Here is a 22,107-nt window from a genome sequence, read left to right on the forward strand (position 1 = left end):
AATGAAACGTCTTTTATTATTCCCCGTTGTGTGTTTGCTGTTACAATTCTCCTATGCACAATCCAGGGACGAAACAGCCGTTACGCAGGCGGTAGAAAACCTGCGCAAAGCTATGGTAGATGGTGATAAGGCCGCGCTGGAAAAAGTGTCTGACGACAAGCTGAGCTACGGGCATTCCAATGGTAACCTGGAAGACAAGGCTACTTTTGTAGGGAACATTGTAAGCGGAAAATCTGATTTTGTTAAGATAGACCTTAGCGGCCAAACCATTGCCATAGTAGGTAATACCGCTATTGTACGCCACGTGCTGGATGCGGAAACCAACGACGGCGGCAAACCCGGCACCGTGCATTTACGCGTGCTGCTGGTATGGGCAAAAGAAGGCGGTCAATGGAAATTGCTGGCAAGGCAGGCCGTGAAGGAGCCGGTGAAATAATTAAGAATGAATAATTAATAGTTAAATGCCTGGAAGGGGCTTCAGCAGCCCTTTTCAGGCATTTTAATGTAGCGCAGCATTGACCAGAACCTGTCAAATTTTTCTCTTTGGTAATAATTAACTACTTTAAATATTCAGAATACACCAGGTAACCATAAATATTTAAAGCCCCCCAATGAGAAAGATAAAAAGGCTCCTTAGCATTTTTACCCATTCTGTATATAAATCAAGAAAGACACAACAAGCGGACCTTTTATTGCTCGGGAAAATGCTTTCCCGGCAAAATAAGGCGTTGCAGCAGGTCAGTGACCTGGCTGAAACCGAATTCCGGGTTTTCTCTCAAACCGGTGATGACGGCATCATTCAATATTTAATAAGCAAAGCTGAGATCTCCGACAACACATTTGTGGAGTTTGGTGTAGAGAACTATATTGAATCCAATACCCGGTTCTTACTGGTCAATGATAACTGGTCTGGTCTGGTCATTGATGGCTCAGAGAAGCATATTAATTTCATAAAAACAGATGATATCTACTACCAGCATGACCTGACTACCCTTTGCGCATTTATTACCAGTGAGAATATTAATGAGCTGATCTCTTCCAGCGGGCTTTCAGGTGAGATCGGGTTATTGAGCATAGATATTGATGGCAATGACTATTGGATCTGGAAAGCCATTAACGTAGTAAACCCCACCATTGTAATTGTTGAATACAATAGCGTGCTGGGGTCTGAGCGGGCTATTACCGTGCCCTATAAGCCGGATTTCATTCGCACAAAAGCGCATTACAGTAACCTTTACTTTGGCACCTCTTTGAAGGCATTATGTTTACTGGCTGAAGAAAAGGGTTATGCTTTTGTGGGCTCCAATTCTGTTGGCACCAATGCTTACTTTGTAAAAAAAGAAAGATTGGGCAGCCTTGTGCCCAGGAGCGTGGAAGAAGGTTACGTGCAATCCAAATTCCGGGAAAGCAGGGATGTGAATGGGAACCTTACTTACCTGAGCGGGAAAAGCAGGTATAACCTGATTAAAGGCTTACCGGTGTATAATGTAATAACGGGGCAGGTAGAGGAGCTATAAGCCCTTCTTCACCTTTGCATAATCAAATACCAGCTGACAAAATACTTTCACACCTACATCCAGCTTGGAATCATCTATATAAAAATCAGGTGTATGGTGTGCGGCTGCTTTGGCAGGATCCTGCCCGGCAGGCATACCGCCCAGGAAAAAGAAGAAAGCCGGCGCTTTATCTCCAAAGAAAGAAAAGTCCTCCGCACCGGTGGTCCAGTCGGTTTCATATACATTCTCTTTACCGGCGGCAGCTTCAATAGAAGGCGCCATTAATTTCACCAATGAGGGATCATTATAAGTTACCTTGGTTTTGGTATCAATGCTTACTTCTGCGGTGGCGCCGGATGCAGCTGCAATATGGGTGGCCATCAGCTTCATTTTTTCATGCACCATTTGCTGCATTTTACTGTCCAGCGTGCGGATGGTGCCTTCCATCACCAGCTCTTCGGGAATAATGTTACTGCGTACGCCACTGTGAATTTTTCCAACAGTGATCACCACCGGCGCTTTGGTAAGCTCTGCCTGCCGGCTTACAATGGTCTGGAAGCCCTGTATGATCTGCGCGGCCACTACCACGGGATCAATACCGCTCCAGGGCTGTGAGCCGTGCGACTGCTTGCCTTTTACCTTTACCACGAACCAGTCACTGGAAGCCATCTCCGCCCCGGACTTATATTTCACTTTACCAATAGGCGTTTGCGAGTTAATGTGCAGGCCAAAGATGGCATCTACCTTCGGGTTATCCATCACACCTTCTTTGATCATTAAAGGCGCACCGCCTTCCTCCGTACCGGGAGGGCCTTCTTCTGCCGGCTGAAAAATAAACTTCACGGTGCCGGGTATATCTTTTTTCAGGCTGCTTAATACTTCAGCAGTACCCAACAGTATGGCTATATGGGAATCGTGCCCGCAGGCATGCATTAGCGGCACCAGCTGGCCCAGGTATTCAGCCGAGTCGGTGGATTTGAACGGCAGGTCAGCTCTTTCATATACGGGCAGGGCATCCATATCTGCCCGCAAAGCTACTACCGGACCTGGCTTACCGCCTTTTAGAATGGCTACTACGCCGGTTTTGCCAACACCGGTTTGCACATCCAGCCCCAGTTTTTTAAGATGGGCCGCCACAAAAGCAGCGGTTTGGTATTCCCGGTTCGATAGTTCCGGGTGCTGATGCAGCTGCCTTCTCCAGGACACTACGGAATCTTTTACACCGGCAACACGCTGATCCAACTCTTTAACCTGCGCCAAAGCCAGGATAGGGGAGATAAGTGCCAGGAGGAATAGCTGGTTTCGCATAAACGAGTAGATTTTGGTGAATTACGAATTGTCAATTACGGATTACGGATGATGTAGCGCGTAAATGAGGTTGGTATGTATAAATAAGGCTAAAAGTGTATAAGGTATAAAAAATAGATCAACTACAAAATACCTTCTACCCGGAATTATAAGATCCTGTTATTAACAAAACGTCTTCAATTCGTAATTCATAATTGATAATTCGTAATTTTCCCCCATGACTACCTTTCTAAGTTGTGACTGGGGTACTTCCTCCTTTCGGTTAAGATTAGTGCAGGCGCTGGATCTGGACATACTGGCATCCGAAATTTCCGGCCAGGGCATTGCCCCTACCTGCCGGGCCTGGGAGTCCGGTGGCCCGCGGGACCGTGCCGGCAGATGGGAATTTTATCTGCAGGTGATCCATAACGCCATTACCGCTATTGAGCAACGTATCGGCTATACGCTGGAGCAGGTGCCGGTTATTATTTCCGGGATGGCTTCTTCTTCCATTGGTATGCTGGAGCTGCCTTACGGCACCCTGCCCTTTAGCGTGGACGGCGCCAATGTGCATACGCATTATGTAGCGCCCACCGCAGATTTTCCCCATGAAACTTTCCTGATCTCCGGCGTGCGCAGCAAGCTGGATGTAATGCGCGGGGAGGAAACACAATTGGTAGGCTGCATCAGCAATGACCTGGCGCTGGCCGATTCCGGGACCTTTATTTTCCCGGGCACCCATTCCAAACACATACAGGTAAAGGAGCGGCAGGCCGTGGAATTCAAAACCTTTATGACCGGCGAGCTGTTTGAGCTGCTGCGCCGCCAGAGCATACTCAAAGATGCCGTTGCGGGGCATGAAGCCCCGCTTATTGTTACTACCAACAGCTCTTTCAGCCAGGGCGTGCAGGATGCGGTAACCTTACCTTTGCTGCATGCCGCCTTCCGTGTAAGAACGCATCATTTATTCGGCAGCTTTACGCCTGTGGAAAACCTGGATTACCTGAGCGGCCTTTTGATAGGGGCAGAGCTGCAGGAATTATTATTTACAGACCCCGGCACCCTGTACCTTTGTGGTGGCGCTCACTTGCAGCAACGATATGCTACGGCATTATCGGTATTAGGATTAACCAATGTGGTGGTGTTTTCCGCCGCATGGACGGAGGAAGCCGTGATCCGCGGGCAGTACAGGATCTTTAACCAGTTAAACAGCTAAGCAATGTCACATACTTTTTCACCTGCGTTGTTTGACCAGATGCCCATTGTGGGCATTCTGCGCAATGTACCGCCGTTAACGGTGCCGGTGCTGGCGCGGTATTACCACGCAGCCGGGTTAACTACGCTGGAAGTGACCATGAACTCAGAAGAAGCCCTTACCACCATTACCCGGCTGGTACAGGATTTTGGAGGGCAGCTGAACATAGGCGCCGGTACGGTTTGCACGCCGGACGACCTGGAAAAGGCCCTTGAAGCCGGCGCGCAGTTCATTGTAACACCCATTTTACAGGAGGAGGTGATCAGCGCCTGCTTACAGGCAAAGGTGCCTGTATTTCCCGGTGCTTATACGCCTACAGAGATCTATAAAGCCTGGCACCTGGGCGCTACTATGGTGAAGGTGTTCCCTGCCACAAAGCTGGGTGCTTCCTATATCAAAGAAGTGCTGGCGCCTATGGATTACCTGCAGCTGCTGCCTACGGGTGGTGTTACACCGGATAATTTTACGGATTTCCTGGAAGCAGGCGCTAAAGGGCTGGGCATGGGCAGCCAGCTGTTTTCCCGGCAGCTGATAGAAGAAGGGGAGTGGGAAGCGCTTTCCAATATATTCAAACAGGTGGTGGAACGATATAATACCTATAGAAATAACCTTAACAACAAATAACATTACATGCCCGGAGTAGTACTCATTACCGGCGCGTCTGCCGGATTAGGCGCGGCCATTGGAAACTATCTTACTGAAAAAGGATTTACAGTGTACGGCACTTCCCGCAGCATTCAGCAGGAAGGAAAAAAATTCCGTACCCTGGTGATGGATGTTTGTAACGAAGCCAGCATACAACAGGCCATCCAGACTATTTTGCAGGAGCAGCCGCGGATAGATGTGCTGATCAATAATGCTGGTGTGGGCATTGCCGGTGTGGCGGAATACCTGTCGCTGCAGGATGTGCAGAAAACATTTGACACCAATGTGTTTGGGGTGATCCGTACCTGCCAGGCCATACTGCCGCATATGCGCAGCCAGGGTAAAGGATTGATCATTAATATCAGCTCCATCGCAGCAGAAGCGGGATTGCCCTACCGGGGCGTGTACAGCGCCAGCAAGGCAGCTGTGGACCGTTTCACAGAGGCGTTACGGTTAGAGACGGGCACTTATGGCATACAAGCCTGCTGCGTGCAGCCTGGCGCCGTGCATACGGATATTAATGCCAACCGTATTAAAACGCAGGTGCCGGCAGATTCTCCCTACAAAGCCAGCTTTGAGCGTGTATATGAAACCATAGATGCCAGCATAGATCATGGTTTGCCGGCAGAGCATTTTGGCCCGGTCATAGAAAAGATCATTAACTCGCCTTACGTGAAACGTTATTACCGTGTGGGCAAACCCATAGAGAAATTTTCCGTGATCCTGAAAAAATGCTTACCCGAACGTACATACGAACGTATGATGCGTAAGTATTACAATACCTGATCACCGCAGCCGGCCTGCAGGTGTTATACAGGCGGAGCTGATGACACATATATTGTTGCAGATCAGCATCTCTGCCGGTCTTCAATTTTTTAGAAAAAAGGAGGCTTTTTTTTGTAAGTTGGCATTGACAACAATTTAGAAAGAAAGGCAGTTTCCACGTTAACGTATAAACGGATATAGTAATGTCTACATACAGAAGTACGAACTGGTTCGGAAAAAAAGACAAGATGGGCTTCATTTACAGGAGCTGGATGAAGAACCAGGGTTTCCCGGAAGATCTATTTGATGGCCGTCCTGTGATCGGCATTTGTAATACCTGGTCAGAGCTAACGCCCTGTAATGCGCACCTGCGCGATATTGCAGAAGTGGTGAAACGCGGTGTATATGAAGCGGGTGGTTTTCCCGTGGAGTTCCCGATCATGTCGCTGGGCGAAACCCTGCTGAAACCCACAGCCATGCTGTTCCGCACCCTGGCCAGTATGGATGCGGAAGCATCCAGTCGCGGTAACCCGGTGGAGGGGGTGGTGCTGCTGCCCGGCTGTGATAAAACCACACCCTCTACCTTAATGGGTGCTGCCAGCGTGGACCTGCCTACCATTGTGGTTCCGGGCGGGCCTATGCTCAATGGCCGTTTCCAGGGGCAGCAAATTGGCTCCGGCACGCACGTATGGAAGTTTGCTGATGAAATGAAAAAGGGCAATATGACGCCCAAGGATTACCTGTTTGCCGAAAGCTGTATGTCGCGCAGCGCCGGGCATTGTATGACTATGGGCACTGCCTCTACCATGGCCTGTATGGTAGAATCCCTGGGTATGACACTTTCCGGCGCAGCCGCCATCCCGGCGGTTGATTCCCGCAAAAAAGTGCTGGCCCATCTTTCCGGCCGCCGTATTGTGGAAATGGTGAAGGAGGACCTGAAAATGTCCAAGATCCTTACGCGGCAGGCATTTGAGAATGCTATAAAAGTAAATGCAGCAGTAGGCGGATCCACCAATTTTATTATTCACCTTACGGCTATTGCCGGCAGAATAGGCGTGGAGCTGAACCTGGAAGACTTTGATAAGCTGGGCAGCCGTATTCCGCTGCTGTTAAACCTGATGCCTTCCGGTAAATACCTGATGGAAGATTTTTATTATGCCGGTGGTTTGCCCGTGATCATTAATGAGCTAAAAGAGCACCTGCATATGGATACCATTACTGTTACCGGTAAATCGCATGCAGAAAATATTACGGATACCTGCAGCTGTTATAACCGGGATGTGATCTACCCCATGGAGCAGCCTATGATCCCTGAAGCCGGTACTGCTGTATTAAAAGGCAACCTGGCGTTAAACGGCTGCGTAATAAAACCCTCTGCCGCTACGCCTGCACTCATGCAGCACCGTGGCCGCGCCGTGGTATTTGAAACTATTGAAGACTATCATGCACGCATAGACGATCCTGCGCTGGATATTGATGAAACCTGTGTAATGGTTTTAAAACGTGTAGGCCCCGTAGGTTATCCCGGTATGCCGGAAGTAGGCAATATGGCCCTGCCCAAAAAGCTGCTGGACAAAGGTATTACCGATATGGTGCGTATTTCCGATGGCCGCATGAGCGGTACTGCTTATGGTACCGTAGTGCTGCACGTATCTCCGGAATCTGCTATTGGCGGTAACCTGGCGCTGGTAGAGAATGGTGATTTTATTGAGCTGGATGTTGCCGGCCGCCGCCTGCACCTGGATGTGCCGGACGAGGTATTGCAGCAACGCCGCCAGCGTTGGGGAAAAGACGCCCAGCTTATGAACCGCGGGTATGTAAGCCTGTATGTAAACCACGTGCTGCAGGCCGATAAAGGCGCCGACTTTGACTTCCTGGTAGGCGGCTCCGGATCAGAAGTAAGCAGGGATTCGCATTAAAATCTACAACTACTATGACTTTATTGATCATCTTCCTTTGTATTGTTGCGCTGATATTACTGATCTCCTGGGGTAAGGTTAATGCCTTCCTGGCTTTCCTGGTGGTGTCTGTGATCACGGGTTTATTGCTGGGCATACCCTTGAACAACATCCCGTCATCTATATACAAAGGCATTGGCGATACCTTGGGATCGCTGATAGTGGTGATCGTATTAGGGGCTATGTTAGGCAAGCTGGTAGCGGAAAGCGGTGCTGCGCAACGCATCTCTACGGTGTTAATGAAATTATTCGGTGCAAAATATATCCAGTGGGCCCTGATGCTTACCGGGTTTATTATTGGTATACCGCTGTTTTATAATGTAGGTTTTGTATTGATCATTCCTCTGATCTTTTCTGTGGCGTATCAATACAAATTACCCGCCGTGTATGTTGGTTTGCCCATGCTGGCGTCCTTATCGGTTACACATGGTTTCCTGCCGCCGCATCCGTCGCCTGCGGCGCTGGTAGGGCAGTTCCACGCCAACATGGGGCTTACGCTGATCTATGGTGTAATAATAGCCATACCGGCTGTAATACTGGCTGGACCCGTGTTCTCAAAAACCATCAAAAAGCTGGAAGCCAAACCGCTGGCCAGCTTTAACGTAGAGCCGTTACCGGAACACCAGCTGCCGGGTGTGTTCAACAGCCTGTTATCGTCGCTGCTGCCGGTTATGATGCTGATCGTTACCACCATCCTGCTGTTTATGCTGCCGGAAGAAGGTGTTTTTAAAACATTGCTTACCTTTTTGGGTGAGCCGGGCATCGTAATGCTGATCACGATTATTATTGCCACTTTCAGCTTAGGCATTAACATGGGTAAAACCATGCAGCAGATAATGAATATTTATACAGATGCAGTGAAGGATGTGGCCATGGTGTTACTGATCGTTAGCGGCGCCGGGATCCTGAAACAGATCTTTATAGACAGCGGTGTAAGCACTCAGATAGCTGTGGCCTTACAAAGCTGGAGCATACCGCCCCTGGTGCTGGCCTGGATAATTGCAGCCGTGATACGTGTGGCACTGGGATCTGCTACGGTAGCAGGTTTAACCACTGCAGGCATTATTGCTCCCATGATGGGGCAGCTGCACGTAAATCCCAGCCTGATGGTATTATCCATTGGCGCGGGCAGCCTTTTCTTTTCGCATGTAAATGACGCCGGTTTCTGGCTGTTCAAAGAATATTTTAATCTTTCCCTGAACGATACGTTCCGTTCCTGGTCATTAATGGAAACCATTGTTTCCATTACAGGCTTATTCGGGGTGCTGATCATGCACCTGTTTGTATAACGTATAATACCACCCGTTATGACTCTTTCCCGCAGAAGGTTCTTACAATCTACCATCAAAAGCGTGATCCTGATCGGTATGGGCAATGCCCTGCCTGCATTTATGCCGGACAACTTTTCATTGCCTGACCGTAAAAAAGTAAAGCTGCGTTTTGCGCTGGCATCTGACGGGCATTTTGGAGAGCCTAAGTCAGAATATGCGGTGCTGCACCGGCAAATGACGGACTGGCTGAATGCAGAAGCCAAAGGCCGCGGGCTGGATTTTGTAATGATCAACGGGGATCTTTTTCATAACGATCCTGCTTTGCTGCCGGGCGTAAAAGCTGCCTGGGATCAATTATCCGTACCCTATTACGTGTCGCATGGCAACCATGATATGACGGAGGAAACAAACTGGCAGGAAGTATGGGGAACGCCCTTTGACCATGTGTTCACTAAAAAAGATATTGGTTTCATTACCCTTAATACCGCGGATATAAAAGGTGTATATACCGGCCCTGACCTGGCAAAAACACAGGCTTTCCTGGATGCTTACAAGGATAAGCAGCAGGTATTTGTGTTCATGCACATTACACCGGTAAAGTGGACCAAATACGGCATTGACCGGCCGGATATTGTGGAGCTGTTCAGCCGCCAGGCCAATCTCAAAGCTGTTTTCCACGGGCATGATCATGATGAGGATGGCATGCGTGAAAAAGACGGGAAGTATTATTTCTGGGATTCACATGTAGCCGGTACCTGGGGCACAACGTATAAGGGTTACCGTGTGGTGGAAATATTGAAGGATGGATCTGTACTCACCTATCAGACAGACCCATCCTCCGCAAAACAAATTAATAACAACCGTATCCGTTAATTACAACGGGAAATCCAGGTCAAACACAAAACGCGATGGCTGCGGCAAAGGCTTGCGGGGCATCATTTCCGGCCGCATAGCCGTGTTATACACAAAGGCTGCAATAATGGCAGCTGCCTGTTTCATATCATCCATAGATAAGTGATCGTACGTATCCATGTTGCTATGATGCGTTTTGGTTTCATATTCCAGTGGGTCCTGTATGAACTGGAATCCGGGAATGCCTACTGCATCAAATGAAAGGTGGTCTGTAGAGCCGGTATTGCTGCTGGTAATGCCGGTGGCGCCCAGGTCGGCAAAGGGTTCCAGCCAGCTGCGGAAAACAGGGCCGGCCGCTTCATTGTTCTGTAAATAAATACCCCTGATCTTACCGGAGCCATTATCCAGGTTATAATAAGCAGATACATTTTTCTGTTCTGCCGTTAGCTTCATATCAGCGGGGTTGCCGTAATGTTTTTTCACATAACCGAAAGAACCTAACAGGCCCTGTTCCTCACCACCCCACAATGCAATGCGGATAGTGCGTTTAGGCTGCACGCCCAGTGTTTTTAAAATGCGCATTACTTCCATCATCACAATACAGCCGGCGCCATCGTCGGTAGCACCGGTGCCGCTATGCCAGGAATCCAGGTGGCCGCCCAGCATTACTACCTGGTTTTTCAGCTCGTTATCTGTACCCGGTATTTCACCTACTACGTTGTAACCTTTGGTATCTGTGCTGTCCCATTTGGCCTTTACATTCATTTCCAGCTGTATTGGCTGTGAGGAGCGCAGCAGGCGGTATAAACGCAGCATATCTTCTGTGGATACCGTTACTTCCGGTAAAGGCGACGTATAACCTTTGGCGTAGTACATACGGCCATCTGCGAAAATGGTACCGTCCCTGCCGTGCGGATTGGCGTTCAGCAAGGCTGCAGCGCCTTTGGCCGCCAGGTGTTTCCTCACTGCATAAAGCTTCTGGAAAAAATCGCCGTATTTGGCTATGTCATTCCGTTCTAACATATACATATCAGGCAGCTTGCTAAAGTTGGTGGTATCTGCATAGCGGGTGGCAAAGGGTTTGAAGTTGGATACCAGGGCAGTATCATGCGGGCGTACGATCACGATCTTGCCTTTAATGCCGGCTCCTAATTTATCAATAGCAGCTTCAGATAAGGTATCCAGCAATACTACCGATGCGGTGATAGGGCCTTTGGTACCGGTGCTCCATGCTTTGGGATAGGCAATAAGCGGCTGGTAGTAGGGCGTTTTCAGGGCCAGGTAAGAGCCGGTAAGGCTCCAGCTTTTGCCAAACTGGCCCCAGGGCTCCATGGCAGCATTTTGCAGGCCCCATTGTTTAAGGGTTTGTACTACCCATTTGGCAGCATGCGTGTAACCGGGGGAGTTAGTCAGGCGCGGACCATTTACATCCGTCAGGTAATGTGCAATGATAGGGATCTGTGAATGCTCCAGGCCTTCAGTCCTGATCTTTTGCATCATAACCTGATCTACCGGTTCCTGTTGTGCAAGCAGGCAAAAGGGTATCAGCAACGTCAGGGTTGCGGTGAAAAGGAAAGTTCTCATGTTGCAGTATTAGACGGTTGGTGAATAAAAACCAAGTTAATTAAAATATGGTGATCCCCGCATTCCAGCCAATTGCGCCCGGGCGGCTGCGGTAGCCGGTTTTACGGATAACCTCCTGCTCATCATAATAAATGGTAAGGGCCGGACCAGCAAACACGCTACACAGGCGGTTTAGCCGGTAATGCAACAGGGGTTGCAGCCGTACAAGGGACTGTAAATGTTCCCAGCTGCCCAGGTATAGGTTAGGGGAGAGGAATTCTGCACCCAGGTACATTTTATCTGATAACGTAAAAATATGCCCCAGGCCAAACCCAAACAGGAAAGCCTTTTTATTAGCCACCGGGTTATAACCTGCCGTAAAAATAGAGTAGAGTTTTTTGGTACCTGTTTTAACCGTCAGGTTCAGTAAGGTGATCTCATTGGTGGATAAAGAGAGCTGGTGGATACCGCCTTTTTTAATGATGTTGAGCAGGCCAATACTGTAACCGGTGGAAGTATCGGCCACATTCACCAGCGCAAACTGCAGGCCGCGTAAAGTATCTGCATAGTTAAATACACCCGCTACCTGGAAGCCTTTGGCAGTGCCATGCACTATATTGCCCACACCTGCTACCTGCATGCCGTACATATCCCCTTTAGCCAGGTTTAATACGCCGGCTGCCTGGAAACCCTGCATGGTATCTGATATGTTGCTCACGCCGCCGACCTGCAATCCCTGCACATCATCTTTTGCCAGGTTAAGCACACCGGCTGCCTGCATACCCTGCACATTTTTGCCATTGAGGTTAAATACACCGCCCACCTGCGCCCCTTTCACAGAATCGCGGGTGTTGTTATAGATACCGCCTGCCTGCAGCCCCACCATCTTTCCTTTTACAATGTTCAGCACACCGCCCACCTGCAAGCCGGTAACAGTATCCAGCACATAGTTGTGGATGCCCGCTGCCTGCAGGCCCAGTACTTTCCCGCCTACTACATTGAAAATGCCGCCTACCTGCACGTACCGCACATCCTTTTTATCGATATTAAAAATGCTGCCTACTTCAACGCCATCCAGCCCTGCGGCATAACCACCTATCAGGTTGAATGAAACCTTGTTAACCACCTGCGCATCCAGGTGGCCATGAGAGCCCAGCCCGGGCACAATAGAGGACTGGAAAGGCTTATCTGCAAAAAAGCTGCTGAGGTTCAAACTTTGCATGCGCTGTTTGGAGGAAAGGAAGAACTTACCCATCCAAGTTTTTTCTACGCCAATATCCACCGGCATTAACATTACGGTGGGGGCGTGTTTTATGGAGATGTCCATTTCCTGGTCCACACCGGCATGCACGGCAAGGGTAGTATCGCGGTACAGGTCTTTACTTACTGTGATGGTTGTTGCATTACGGTCGCTGCCCTTTATGCGCAGGCGAAAAAAGCCCTGGTCGTTGGTAAGGGTGGAAATGAACTGCTGTTTTTCATACACGGTGGCGTTCACCACTTTTACGCCGGTTTCCCGGTCCTGTACATACCCGCTGATGGTGAATTGTTTGGAAAAGTCAGGTATAATAATGATATGATCGCTTACTTCTTTGTACTGGTAAGCGCCGCCGAAGAGCTGATCCAGGATCTGTTTTACGGGTTTATTAACAGCCGAAAAGGTAACCAGGCTGTCGTTTTTTACTACATCGCTGGTGTAGGAAAAATGGAACTGTCCTTGTTCGCCTATGCTGTTCAATACCTTTACCAGGGGTTGTTTTTTGACATTAACTGTTACGGTTTTGCGTAACAGGTGTTGGGCATGGCTTAGGGTGGAACAAAGAATGCTAACAGTAATGAATATTATTCTTATCAAGCCGGAATTAAAATTCATGCGGCAAGATACAAAAGACCGGTTAAATTAATGGGCGGCGGGTGACTGGGCAAATCCTGCTGTTTTCCTGGTAGAGAGGCCTGCCGGACATAGGCTTATCACCAATAAATAATGAAGGGGACCTGAACTTCACATGAAGAGGACCAGAAGGGAGAACGCTTTTACTCCTAAGGTTAATACGGCATTCACCAGGGATGCACACGGGAGACAGCGTTGCATACTGCTGATGGACAGCTACTGCAGATGGCCGGGAACAGGGATATATAAGAGATGGCAGCGTATTACTATCCCTGAATAGATATAAATAAAGAACCCCGCGCAAAAGAGCGGGGTGGATCCCTTATTCCTCAAAATAAGATATTAAAAAATCCCGGGCAAAATTACGCGCTACAGAATGAGGGGATGCTAATCAAAAGTTAATGATGCGATTTTTATATGAGGGTGCATAACGGTTGGGATGCCCGGAGATTGGTTGAGGTTGACTGTAATATTGATTGTGCTATAAGGTGGCTACAGGTTAATAAGCTAAACGATAGTATAGTGGAAGCAGCTTTGTTTACAATGGAATGTTGGGGTGTATTGAAGATAATATATAAGGTACCGCTTTTATGCAACAGCCCCTATAAATAAAAGGGGGGCTGGATGGAAATCCGGTCCCCTGATGAAATAGGAAAATTCATTTAATATCAAGAGTAATTTACAAAAACAGGTAGCACATTTTAGCTAATAAGGTGTTAACGGGAAAGTTAATGGAAATGTTAATGAACAAAATGGCTGACGGATGAAGGGACAAATTCTGAATATCTGACAAACATTTGTAAATTGGTTAAACCGATTAGAGGAGAAGGATAGCCTGAAGTGCATGCATGGCGTTGCAAAATTTCTTCCAATTGGATATTGGCCTGGCATTAAAAGATGCTTTATACACTATACATGAGTTCCAAACTTCAAATAAAGGACAAAAGCGAATCCGGGAAATCGATAAAGATTGCACGCTTCAAAAAGGAGATCAGGAAAACTACTCCGCATAAGCACAATAATTATTTTGAGATACTTTACCTTTCACAAGGTAGCGGCTATCATTTTATTGATTCACGCAAGTTTGAAGTTCAGCCACCTGTCATGTATTTTATCCGCAGGGAACAGGTACATTGCTGGGAACTGGATAGTGAACCAGACGGTTTTGTGATAATTATAAAGAAAGCATTCATTGAAGAGAGCCTGGATAGTGGATTAAAGACCCTCTTTGCAAAGATTAGCCAGCAAAGCAGCGTATATACAAGGGACGACGCTACCATTCTTTCCCTTTTTGGGTTACTTACTGAGGCAAATAAGAAGGAAGGGAAATATGCGTTTCACATACAGGAAGGCTTATTAAAAGCATTATTGGCAATAGTATTGGACGCTGCGAAGCTGGTTGAGCATAAAGCTGAGATTAATTCCAATCTTTACCAGTCTCTCCTTTCCTTGTTAAGCGCTGAACAGATGATCAAAAACAAGGTGCATTATTATGCGGAACAATTGAGCACGTCTCCGCAAAACCTAAATGCAGCTTGCCGCAAGGCGGTGAATCAATCATCAGAGGAAGTGCTTTCAGAATTTATTGTCAGTGAGGCCAAACGCTTATTAATTTATACAGACAAAACGATAGCAGAAATTTCTTTTGCACTCGATTTTAATGATCCTTCGCATTTTGTGAAATACTTCAAAAGGAAAACAAACCAAACACCACTCACTTTCCGGCGTAGTAGCTGATACCATAATTTATTATAGGCGGCCCTGCAGTGCATATCGCCCGCTATGTTCTACAGCAGCGGGTATGTTTTATCCGCTTATGCTGACAGCGACCTGGCGACAAGAGGAATAATCGTGCTTTTATTGTGTTGGGAGGGCTTTTGCCGGTTATTTACCGGCGGTTTTTTAATTCAGGGTTAATACCATTATATTTTCAAATATACCATGAATCAGCCGGTTTATTTCTAATATTTGTTCCCACTGATAGCCTGTGGATACTTACCGGGCTGTTTAGTGGTTTGCAGCCATTCCCTCCGTTACTATGCTTGTTGCCATAATTACCACAAAGGCGGCGGTAGTGCAAAAGACAATAAAATAAACAAATATGCACAAATTCCTTTTAAGGCTCTTACAATGTTTTATTGGCCTGCTGGTGAGTATGCAAAGTGGATTTTCACAGGAAATTTCAGCCGGTACAACATTGAAGGAATTACTGCAGCTGGCAGCAACCAATTATCCGCTGCTAAAATCAAAAGCGTGGGAGGTCAAAGCAGCCCAAAAAGGAATAAGCGCCGGCAAAAGCACCCTTATTCCTTCTCTGGATGCGTCTTACCAGGTGAATTATGCTACCTACAACAATATCACGGGGATGGCGTATCCGCAATTCCTGATCCCTGTCAGTGGTCCCCCATCTGCCGGTAATAATTATAGTGGTGTGTTTGGCAGTGCCACCAGCTTATTGCTAAACTGGCAACCGGTAACTTTCGGACAGCGGCAGTCGCAGGTAGATCTTGCGAGAGCAGGTGTACAATATGCCCAGGCTGATGCGCAGAATGAGCTCTTTCAGCATAAGATCAGAGTTGTTAATGCTTACCTGGATATTTTGATGGCACTAGAGCTGGAGAAAGTATACCAGGAAAACCTTGCCCGCACGGAAGCAAATTTATCCGTTGCAAAAACCTTGGTAATAAATGGTATTAAACCGGGGGTGGATACCGCTTTGCTGAAATCGGAGGTTTCCAGGGCAAAAGTTGATCTGCTGAACAGCCGCAAGTATAAAGAACAAACTACCATTACCCTTTCCGGCCTGTTAGCAACGGACAGCCTACCATTTTTTGCGGATACCAGCTACTTTGCCAGTGTACCATCCGCTTATGCAATATCAGACACGGCAAAGAACCCGCTACTTTCTTTATACAGCTCAACTATTGAATTAGGCAAAGCGAGAAAGAAAGTGTTATCCAAAACAGCTATGCCTACGCTTGGCCTGTGGGGTACTGCTTATGCAAGAGGTTCAGGGATTGATAATATTGGCAACGTGAAATCCACTGATGGCCTTGCCTTTCAGCGGTATAATTACGGCGCCGGATTGCAGTTAAGCATCCCTATTTTACAATTTGCAAAAATAAAACCGCAGGTACAGCAGCAGGATCTGCTGATCAGGTCCAATGAAGAGCAGCTGAACGAAATTGCTTTACAGATCAGGAAGCAGAACGAGCTCGCAGATACTACCCTAAGCACTGCATTAAAAGTGTTGCAGGAAAGTCCGTTGTTCTATGAATCAGCCAGTTTCTCTTACAAAGCACTGCAATCACGCTACCAGTCGGGGTTAGCCAATTTTGCTGACCTGGTGCAGGCGCAATATGCGCTCGTAAAAGCGGCGGCTGATAATAAAACGGCTTTTATGGCTGTCTGGAAGGCATTGTTGTATAAAGCTGCGGTGAATGGTGATCTGGACTTATTTTTAAAACAGGTTAATTAGCAGGTTATGATCCGATTAATAGCATTGGCGTTGCGAAAGCCATTGGCAATAGTGGTAACCTTTATAGCGATCATCTTTTTTTCATGGCTTACTATCAAATCCATGAAGATTGACATTTTCCCCAAAATGGGTTTGCCTACTATCTATGTGGCGCAGCCTTACGGCGGTCTTTCCCCGGAACAAATGGAGGGCTTTATTGCTTCTTATTATGAATATCACTTTTTGTATGTAACAGGGGTGAAGTTTGTAGAATCAAGATCCATACAGGGTAACACCATCATCAAAATACAATTTAACGAAGGCACAGATATGAGCCAGGCAATGGGTGAAGTGGTCGGTTATGTTAACCGCGCAAGAGCCTTCATGCCATCGGGTACGGTACCTCCTTTTGTGACAAGATTTGATGCCGGGAGCGTTCCGGTTGGCCAGCTGGTATTTACCTCCGGAACCCGTTCGCTGGGAGAGATACAGGACCTGGCATTATTTAAGGTGCGGCCTATGTTTTCAACCCTGCCAGGCGTATCTGCTCCGCCACCTTTTGGTGGTAACCAGAAAACGGTTATTATTAAAGTTGATCCTGAAAAGATCAGGAATTATAATTTGTCGCCGGATGAAGTGGTACAGGCTTTAGCCAGGTCAAACAGCATTACTCCCGCAGGCAATATAAGGGAAGGGGATGAAATGCTGATCACATCGCAAAATGCAGTGGTGGAGAATGTGAAGGAGCTGGAAAATGTTCCTTTGAAACTGGGCGCAGGCCCTTCTGTATATGTCCGGGATATTGGCAATGTGGAGCTGGGTGCAGATGTAACTACCGGTTATGCGTTAATCAATGGGAAACGGTCAGTATATATCCCTGTGACTAAACGCGCCGATGCCGCTACCTGGGATGTGGTGCAAAGAGTGAAAGCGGCTCTCCCGGATATGCAGGCTGCCGTGCCGGAAGATATTAAAGTAACATATGCGTTTGATCAATCGGGTTACGTCATTAACTCTTTAAAAAGTTTGATGACAGAAGGTATCCTGGGCGCTTTGCTTACCGGCTTAATGGTGTTGTTATTCCTGCGGGATATCCGTGGAGCTTTTATTGTGGTAATTACTATTCCCTTAGCCTTGTTGTCAGCAGTTATCTTTTTAAAGATCTTCGGGCAAACCCTTAATGTTATGACATTGGGCGGTTTGGCGCTGGCTATTGGTATCCTGGTAGATGAATCTACCGTAACTATCGAAAATATCCATTATCACCAGGAGCTTGGGAAATCAAAGGCCAAAGCAATATGGGATGCGTGCCGCGAGATTGCGTTACCGAAACTACTCATCCTGCTTTGTGTAATTGCCGTGTTTGTGCCGGCATTATTCATGACTGGCATTCCGGGTTCCATGTTCCTGCCATTGTCATTGGCTGTTGGTTTTGCAATGGCAGCATCTTTTATGCTATCTCAAACCCTGGTGCCTGTTTTTTCTCATTGGTTATTGAAAGATCATATGCAGGAAGGAGAAGCCAGTGCAGCCAGGCGGTTCAACCATTTCAGGATGCGCTACAAACATTGGTTGAAGGGCTTTGTAGAAAAATCATCCTGGGCCATTCCCGTTTATCTTTTATTGGCATTCGGGTTACTGACCGGGGGATTCATGTTATTGGGCACTGAAATATTTCCCAAAACGGATGCAGGTCAGGCACAGGTACGGTTAAGGTTACCTGCGGGTACCCGCGTGGAAAGAACGGAAACCGCTACGCAGGAGCTATTGCACCTGGCGGATAGCATTGCGAATGGCCGTATTGAGATCAGCTCTGCATTCGTTGGCGTACAACCATCCAGCTACCCGGTAAACCTTATTCACTTATGGACGAGCGGCCCTCATGAATCCGTTGTAAAGATAAAGCTGCAGGAAGGAACTGGTATAGCTATTGAAAACTTCAAAGAGGCATTACGGAAAGCGGTAAAAAATGCTTTGCCAACGGCCACTCTATCTTTTGAACCTGGTGATATGGTGGAACAGGCGGTGAATCTTGGTTCATCCAACCCTATTGAAATTGCCATAATGGGCAAAAACCTTACTCAAAGCCGGAAAGTTGCAGCTGATCTGAATAAAAAGCTACAAAATATTGCTTACCTGCGTGATGTTCAGATTGCAACGCCGCTGGAGTACCCTGGTATTAAATTGAATATTGACAGGGTGAAAGCGGGGCAGCTGGGGCTGACGGTTGACCAGATCAGTAAATCAACTGTGGCTGCTACTTCATCCAGCCGGTTCACTCAGCCCAGCTATTGGCTGGATAAAAGTACCGGTACCGCTTACCAGGTGCAGGTGGAATATCCGCAATACCGTATTAATAATAGTGACGAATTGGGGTTAGTGCCTGTTATAGCGGGTACCGGCAGTCCTGTTTACCTGAGAGATGTAGCTACTTCACAGAGAATCACTTCACCTGGCGAATATGATCGTATTAACCAGCAACGGTACATTACCATTACCGCAAATATTTTTAAAAAGGATGCAGGGAAGGCTGTTGCGGATGTAAAAAAGACCATCGCGTCATTGGGCAAGCTACCGCAAGGCGTGAAGATCCTGTTGCGTGGCCAGGCAGATCTGCTTGACCAGACAATGAGTGAGCTGGAAACCGGGTTACTGATCGCCATTGTTGTGATCTTTTTGATGCTGACTGTTAATTTTCAATCCTTCCGGTTAGCCCTGGCTGTTTTATCCGTAGTGCCTGCGGTAATTGCCGGTGCGGCGCTGATGCTGCTGGTAACCGGGCAGACCCTGAATATACAATCCTATATGGGCACTATTATGGCGGTAGGTGTAGCGGTAGCTAATGCAATTCTTTTAATCACCAATGGCGAACAATACCGGAAAGAGCAATTAAGCTCCGGTTTTGCAGTTAACGGGGCCAGTAACCGTTTGCGGCCTATTCTCATGACCAGTCTTGCTATGATTGCAGGGATGATCCCGATGGCGATCGGCTTCGGTGAAGGAGGCGATCAGACCGCTCCTTTAGGCATTGCTGTTATCGGAGGGCTTATTTTCTCTACTATCAGTACACTTATTTTCCTGCCGGCCATCTATACAAGCATGATGGGCAGGAAAGCATACCAAAGCCCGTCCTTGCACCCGGAGGATAAGGATAGCCGGTACTATGAGGCAAATAATGAATAAACTAACTTTCTATAAAAACAATTATGCAATGAGACTTTCGTATTCTATCATAAGTTTATCATTATTGACCGTTATAATATTGGCAGGATGCCAGCAAAGCAGCAGCAAGGGAGAAATGACCAAAACGGCAGATGTTGATTCTGTTGCTGTGTTTATACTGCAAAAGGATAGTGTTAATAAGCAGATCACATTTCCTGCAGAACTGGTCCCGCTGGAGCGGGCAGAGATCTTTGCAAAAGTAAGCGGGTATATAAGCGCCTTAAAAGTTGATATTGGCGATAAAGTGAGTAAAGGGCAATTACTGGTAGTGCTGGAAGCACCTGAAATGATTGCCAATTATGCAGCGGCCAATGCAGATGTACAGACAGCCCGTTCAAAGTACCTGGGAAGCCTGGATGCTTACAAACGGATTGTCAATGCCGCCAAAGTGGATGGTACGGTAGCTGCCGGAGAACTGGAAAAGGCGAAAAGCCAGATGCTGGCAGATAGTGCGTCATTGGACGCCGAACGGTCAAAAACGAATGCTTATGCCCAGTTGAAGGATTACCTTACTATTCGTGCGCCTTTCAGCGGCATTATTACACAGCGTAATGCAGATGCCGGAACATTGGTAAGTACTGGTAATGCCAAACCCATACTGGTAGTAGAGAATATCAGCACATTGCGTTTAAGGGTTCCTGTTCCTGAAGCCTACACTGCCACTACGCCGGAAACATCTGTTGTTAATTTTACCGTAGATGCCCAGCCTGATATAACCTACCAGGCAAAATTATCCCGTAAGGCCGGCGCTTTAAACCTATCTAACAGAACGGAGACCTGGGAGTTTCTTTATCAGAACAACAACAGTCAGTTGAAATCAGGTATGTTTGCCAATGCCATACTTAAACTTGGAAGAAAAGCACCTACTTTTTTAGTGCCGTCAGCATCAGTAGCCACGAACCTGGAAAAGCATTTTGTGATCCGTTTGAAAGATGGCAAAACTGAATGGGTGGATGTACGCAGTGGTATCAATATGGGCGATAAGATAGAGATCTTTGGCAGCCTTACTGAAGGGGATACGCTATTGGCAAGGGCTACGGATGAAATAAAGGCGGGGACTGTTGTGGCGGCAATTTTTTTTAAGAAATAAGCATTGGCGGGCCAGGGCCATATTGGCCCTGGGGCTACGGAAACCACTATCACCGCAAATTTATGATTCCACCGCCACTTCCACTTCAGCTTCCGCCAGCACTAATGCCATGGCCGCTTCCTTTATAGCTATTGCTTCTGCCTCCGGCAAAAAGCTCTCATTCGACATAAACACAAAATCCATTTGCCCACGGAATGTAGTGGTTACAATAGTATTAGGATTGCGCCAGGGAAAAGCCACTGTAGGGCTCATAATAGTTTCCACCTGGAAGGTCTGGTAGTGCTCCTGCACGTTTAACCGCCCCATATTGGAGAAGGTAACGTCATGATTTCCATTGGTGACCTTTAACAGCTTCACCAGCTTTTTCGCGGAGCTATGTACATATTCCCCGATCATCAGCTGTATAAATACATTGACTTCTGCTATTTTCTCCGCCAGGTCATCCTTTAGCTTATAAGCCTGCACCCAGAAACCTTTGGCTGAAGCCGGCGCATCTTCACTTATAGAAAGATTTACGGTAGGGGCGTAGGCAAACAAATGATCCGGGCGGATGGCTGTAATAAAACGGCGTATATCCACCGGCGATATGATCTTATTCTTAGCCTGCTCTCCTTTTACCTGTTTGAAAGCCCGCAGCAGCGCCACGCTTAGCGCTGCATGCACCGTAGTGCCTTCTGTTTTGCAGCGGCTCACAAATGCGGCAGACTGCGCCTTGCTGAGCTTCCAGTGCAGCAGGTAGTCACGGCCTTTAGGCGGCTGCTTTTTGCCCAATAACACTACAGACAACGTAAGCCAGGCCAGTACCCTCGATCTCCGGCCCTTTTGCCGTAACTGTTTGTTCTCCAGGAAAGGTGCAGGTATCAGCTCGTGAATATCATTAAAGGCCAGGTAAGGTTCCATTGGCAGGTCCGGCTGATCCAGCAGGGCAAGCAGCTCCTGCAGGATGGTGGCTACAGAGCCGCCGTCGCAAATGCAGTGGTGGCATACCAGGATCAGCTCTGACACCTCCGGCGACTGGATCCATACTACCCGGCACAAAGGGCCGTTCTGCATGTCAAACGGGGTAGCCCATTCCTGCATGGATTCCCGCTGCCAGTCGGCATCACTATGGCGGGGTACTTTACGTACAGGTATGCCCGTTATCTGCTCATTGGTGGTGAACCAGGGATGGCCTTTTTTATCTGTGAGCACGCCCGCGCCCAGCAGCGGATGTTTGGCCTGGATCCTGGACAGCGCATGCCGCAGGTTTTCCGGGAAAACAGTACCCCGGATCCTGGCGGTAAAACAGCTGTTCAAAGGCGTGTTGCCATCTCCGTACATGATCCTTTCACCGATAATGAGTTTTCTTTTCATCC

Annotated in this window: 16 protein-coding genes; 12 read left to right on the plus strand and 4 right to left on the minus strand. The window is 47.7% G+C overall.

Annotation, left to right across the window (positions count from 1 at the left end; translation table 11 throughout):
• Position 1 precedes the first annotated feature (1 nt).
• Together KVT36_RS12305 and KVT36_RS12310 are read left to right on the plus strand one after the other, a co-directional pair.
• Positions 2-436, plus strand: a complete 435-nt coding sequence (locus tag KVT36_RS12305; protein WP_217603798.1) for a nuclear transport factor 2 family protein — start codon at positions 2-4, stop codon at positions 434-436.
• A gap of 175 nt (positions 437-611) precedes the next feature.
• A complete protein-coding gene (locus KVT36_RS12310; RefSeq protein WP_254639965.1) occupies positions 612-1,517 on the plus strand; it encodes a hypothetical protein in 906 nt (301 codons plus the stop codon).
• Here the strand turns inward: KVT36_RS12310 and KVT36_RS12315 are convergent.
• Positions 1,512-2,804, minus strand: a complete 1,293-nt coding sequence (locus tag KVT36_RS12315) for an amidohydrolase (protein ID WP_217603799.1) — start codon at positions 2,802-2,804, stop codon at positions 1,512-1,514. The two genes, KVT36_RS12310 and KVT36_RS12315, sit on opposite strands and share 6 nt — an antisense overlap.
• Positions 2,805-3,021: 217 nt before the next feature.
• Between KVT36_RS12315 and KVT36_RS12320 the strand changes: the two genes are divergently transcribed.
• From KVT36_RS12320 to KVT36_RS12345, 6 genes are all read left to right on the plus strand, one after another.
• A complete protein-coding gene (locus tag KVT36_RS12320; RefSeq protein ID WP_217603800.1) occupies positions 3,022-3,999 on the plus strand; it encodes a 2-dehydro-3-deoxygalactonokinase in 978 nt (325 codons plus the stop codon).
• A 3-nt stretch (positions 4,000-4,002) separates the two neighbouring features.
• On the plus strand, positions 4,003-4,662 hold the full coding sequence (locus KVT36_RS12325; RefSeq protein ID WP_217603801.1) for a bifunctional 4-hydroxy-2-oxoglutarate aldolase/2-dehydro-3-deoxy-phosphogluconate aldolase: 660 nt from the start codon (positions 4,003-4,005) through the stop codon (positions 4,660-4,662).
• Positions 4,663-4,668: 6 nt separating this feature from the next.
• Positions 4,669-5,469 carry an SDR family oxidoreductase gene (locus tag KVT36_RS12330; protein ID WP_217603802.1) on the plus strand — a complete coding sequence of 267 codons (801 nt, stop codon included), beginning with the start codon at positions 4,669-4,671 and terminating at the stop codon, positions 5,467-5,469.
• Positions 5,470-5,651: 182 nt separating this feature from the next.
• On the plus strand, positions 5,652-7,367 hold the full coding sequence (locus tag KVT36_RS12335) for an IlvD/Edd family dehydratase (protein WP_217603803.1): 1,716 nt from the start codon (positions 5,652-5,654) through the stop codon (positions 7,365-7,367).
• A gap of 14 nt (positions 7,368-7,381) precedes the next feature.
• Entirely contained in the window at positions 7,382-8,695 is a 1,314-nt protein-coding gene (locus KVT36_RS12340) for a gluconate:H+ symporter (RefSeq protein ID WP_217603804.1), read from the plus strand.
• Between the two features lie 18 nt (positions 8,696-8,713).
• Positions 8,714-9,550: a metallophosphoesterase gene (locus tag KVT36_RS12345; RefSeq protein ID WP_217603805.1), complete on the plus strand. Its 837-nt coding sequence runs from the start codon at positions 8,714-8,716 to the stop codon at positions 9,548-9,550.
• On the opposite strand, the gene KVT36_RS12350 is transcribed toward KVT36_RS12345, so the two are convergent.
• Both KVT36_RS12350 and KVT36_RS12355 read right to left on the minus strand, forming a co-directional pair.
• A complete protein-coding gene (locus tag KVT36_RS12350) occupies positions 9,551-11,113 on the minus strand; it encodes a M20/M25/M40 family metallo-hydrolase (RefSeq protein WP_217603806.1) in 1,563 nt (520 codons plus the stop codon). It lies immediately after the preceding gene.
• Between the two features lie 40 nt (positions 11,114-11,153).
• Positions 11,154-12,947, minus strand: a complete 1,794-nt coding sequence (locus tag KVT36_RS12355) for an STN and carboxypeptidase regulatory-like domain-containing protein (protein ID WP_217603807.1) — start codon at positions 12,945-12,947, stop codon at positions 11,154-11,156.
• 951 nt (positions 12,948-13,898) lie between these two features.
• On the opposite strand from KVT36_RS12355, the gene KVT36_RS12360 reads away from it, so the two are divergent.
• The 4 genes from KVT36_RS12360 (at position 13,899) to KVT36_RS12375 (ending at position 20,752) form a co-directional block, all read left to right on the plus strand.
• The gene (locus tag KVT36_RS12360; protein WP_217603808.1) at positions 13,899-14,720 is read left to right on the plus strand and encodes an AraC family transcriptional regulator; all 822 of its coding nucleotides are present in this window, start codon (positions 13,899-13,901) and stop codon (positions 14,718-14,720) included.
• A 364-nt stretch (positions 14,721-15,084) separates the two neighbouring features.
• Complete coding sequence (locus KVT36_RS12365) at positions 15,085-16,461, plus strand: TolC family protein (RefSeq protein WP_217603809.1); 1,377 nt, start codon at positions 15,085-15,087, stop codon at positions 16,459-16,461.
• 6 nt (positions 16,462-16,467) lie between these two features.
• Positions 16,468-19,623, plus strand: coding sequence for an efflux RND transporter permease subunit (locus tag KVT36_RS12370; protein ID WP_217603810.1), 3,156 nt, complete (start codon positions 16,468-16,470; stop codon positions 19,621-19,623).
• 64 nt (positions 19,624-19,687) lie between these two features.
• Positions 19,688-20,752, plus strand: coding sequence for an efflux RND transporter periplasmic adaptor subunit (locus tag KVT36_RS12375; protein ID WP_217603811.1), 1,065 nt, complete (start codon positions 19,688-19,690; stop codon positions 20,750-20,752).
• A gap of 60 nt (positions 20,753-20,812) precedes the next feature.
• Here the strand turns inward: KVT36_RS12375 and KVT36_RS12380 are convergent, their stop codons facing one another.
• Positions 20,813-22,105 (minus strand): condensation domain-containing protein, encoded by a 1,293-nt coding sequence (locus KVT36_RS12380; protein WP_217603812.1) that lies wholly within the window; start codon positions 22,103-22,105, stop codon positions 20,813-20,815.
• Positions 22,106-22,107 lie beyond the last annotated feature (2 nt).

This window comes from Chitinophaga sp. GbtcB8 (genome assembly GCF_019091455.1).
Classification (GTDB): domain Bacteria; phylum Bacteroidota; class Bacteroidia; order Chitinophagales; family Chitinophagaceae; genus Chitinophaga.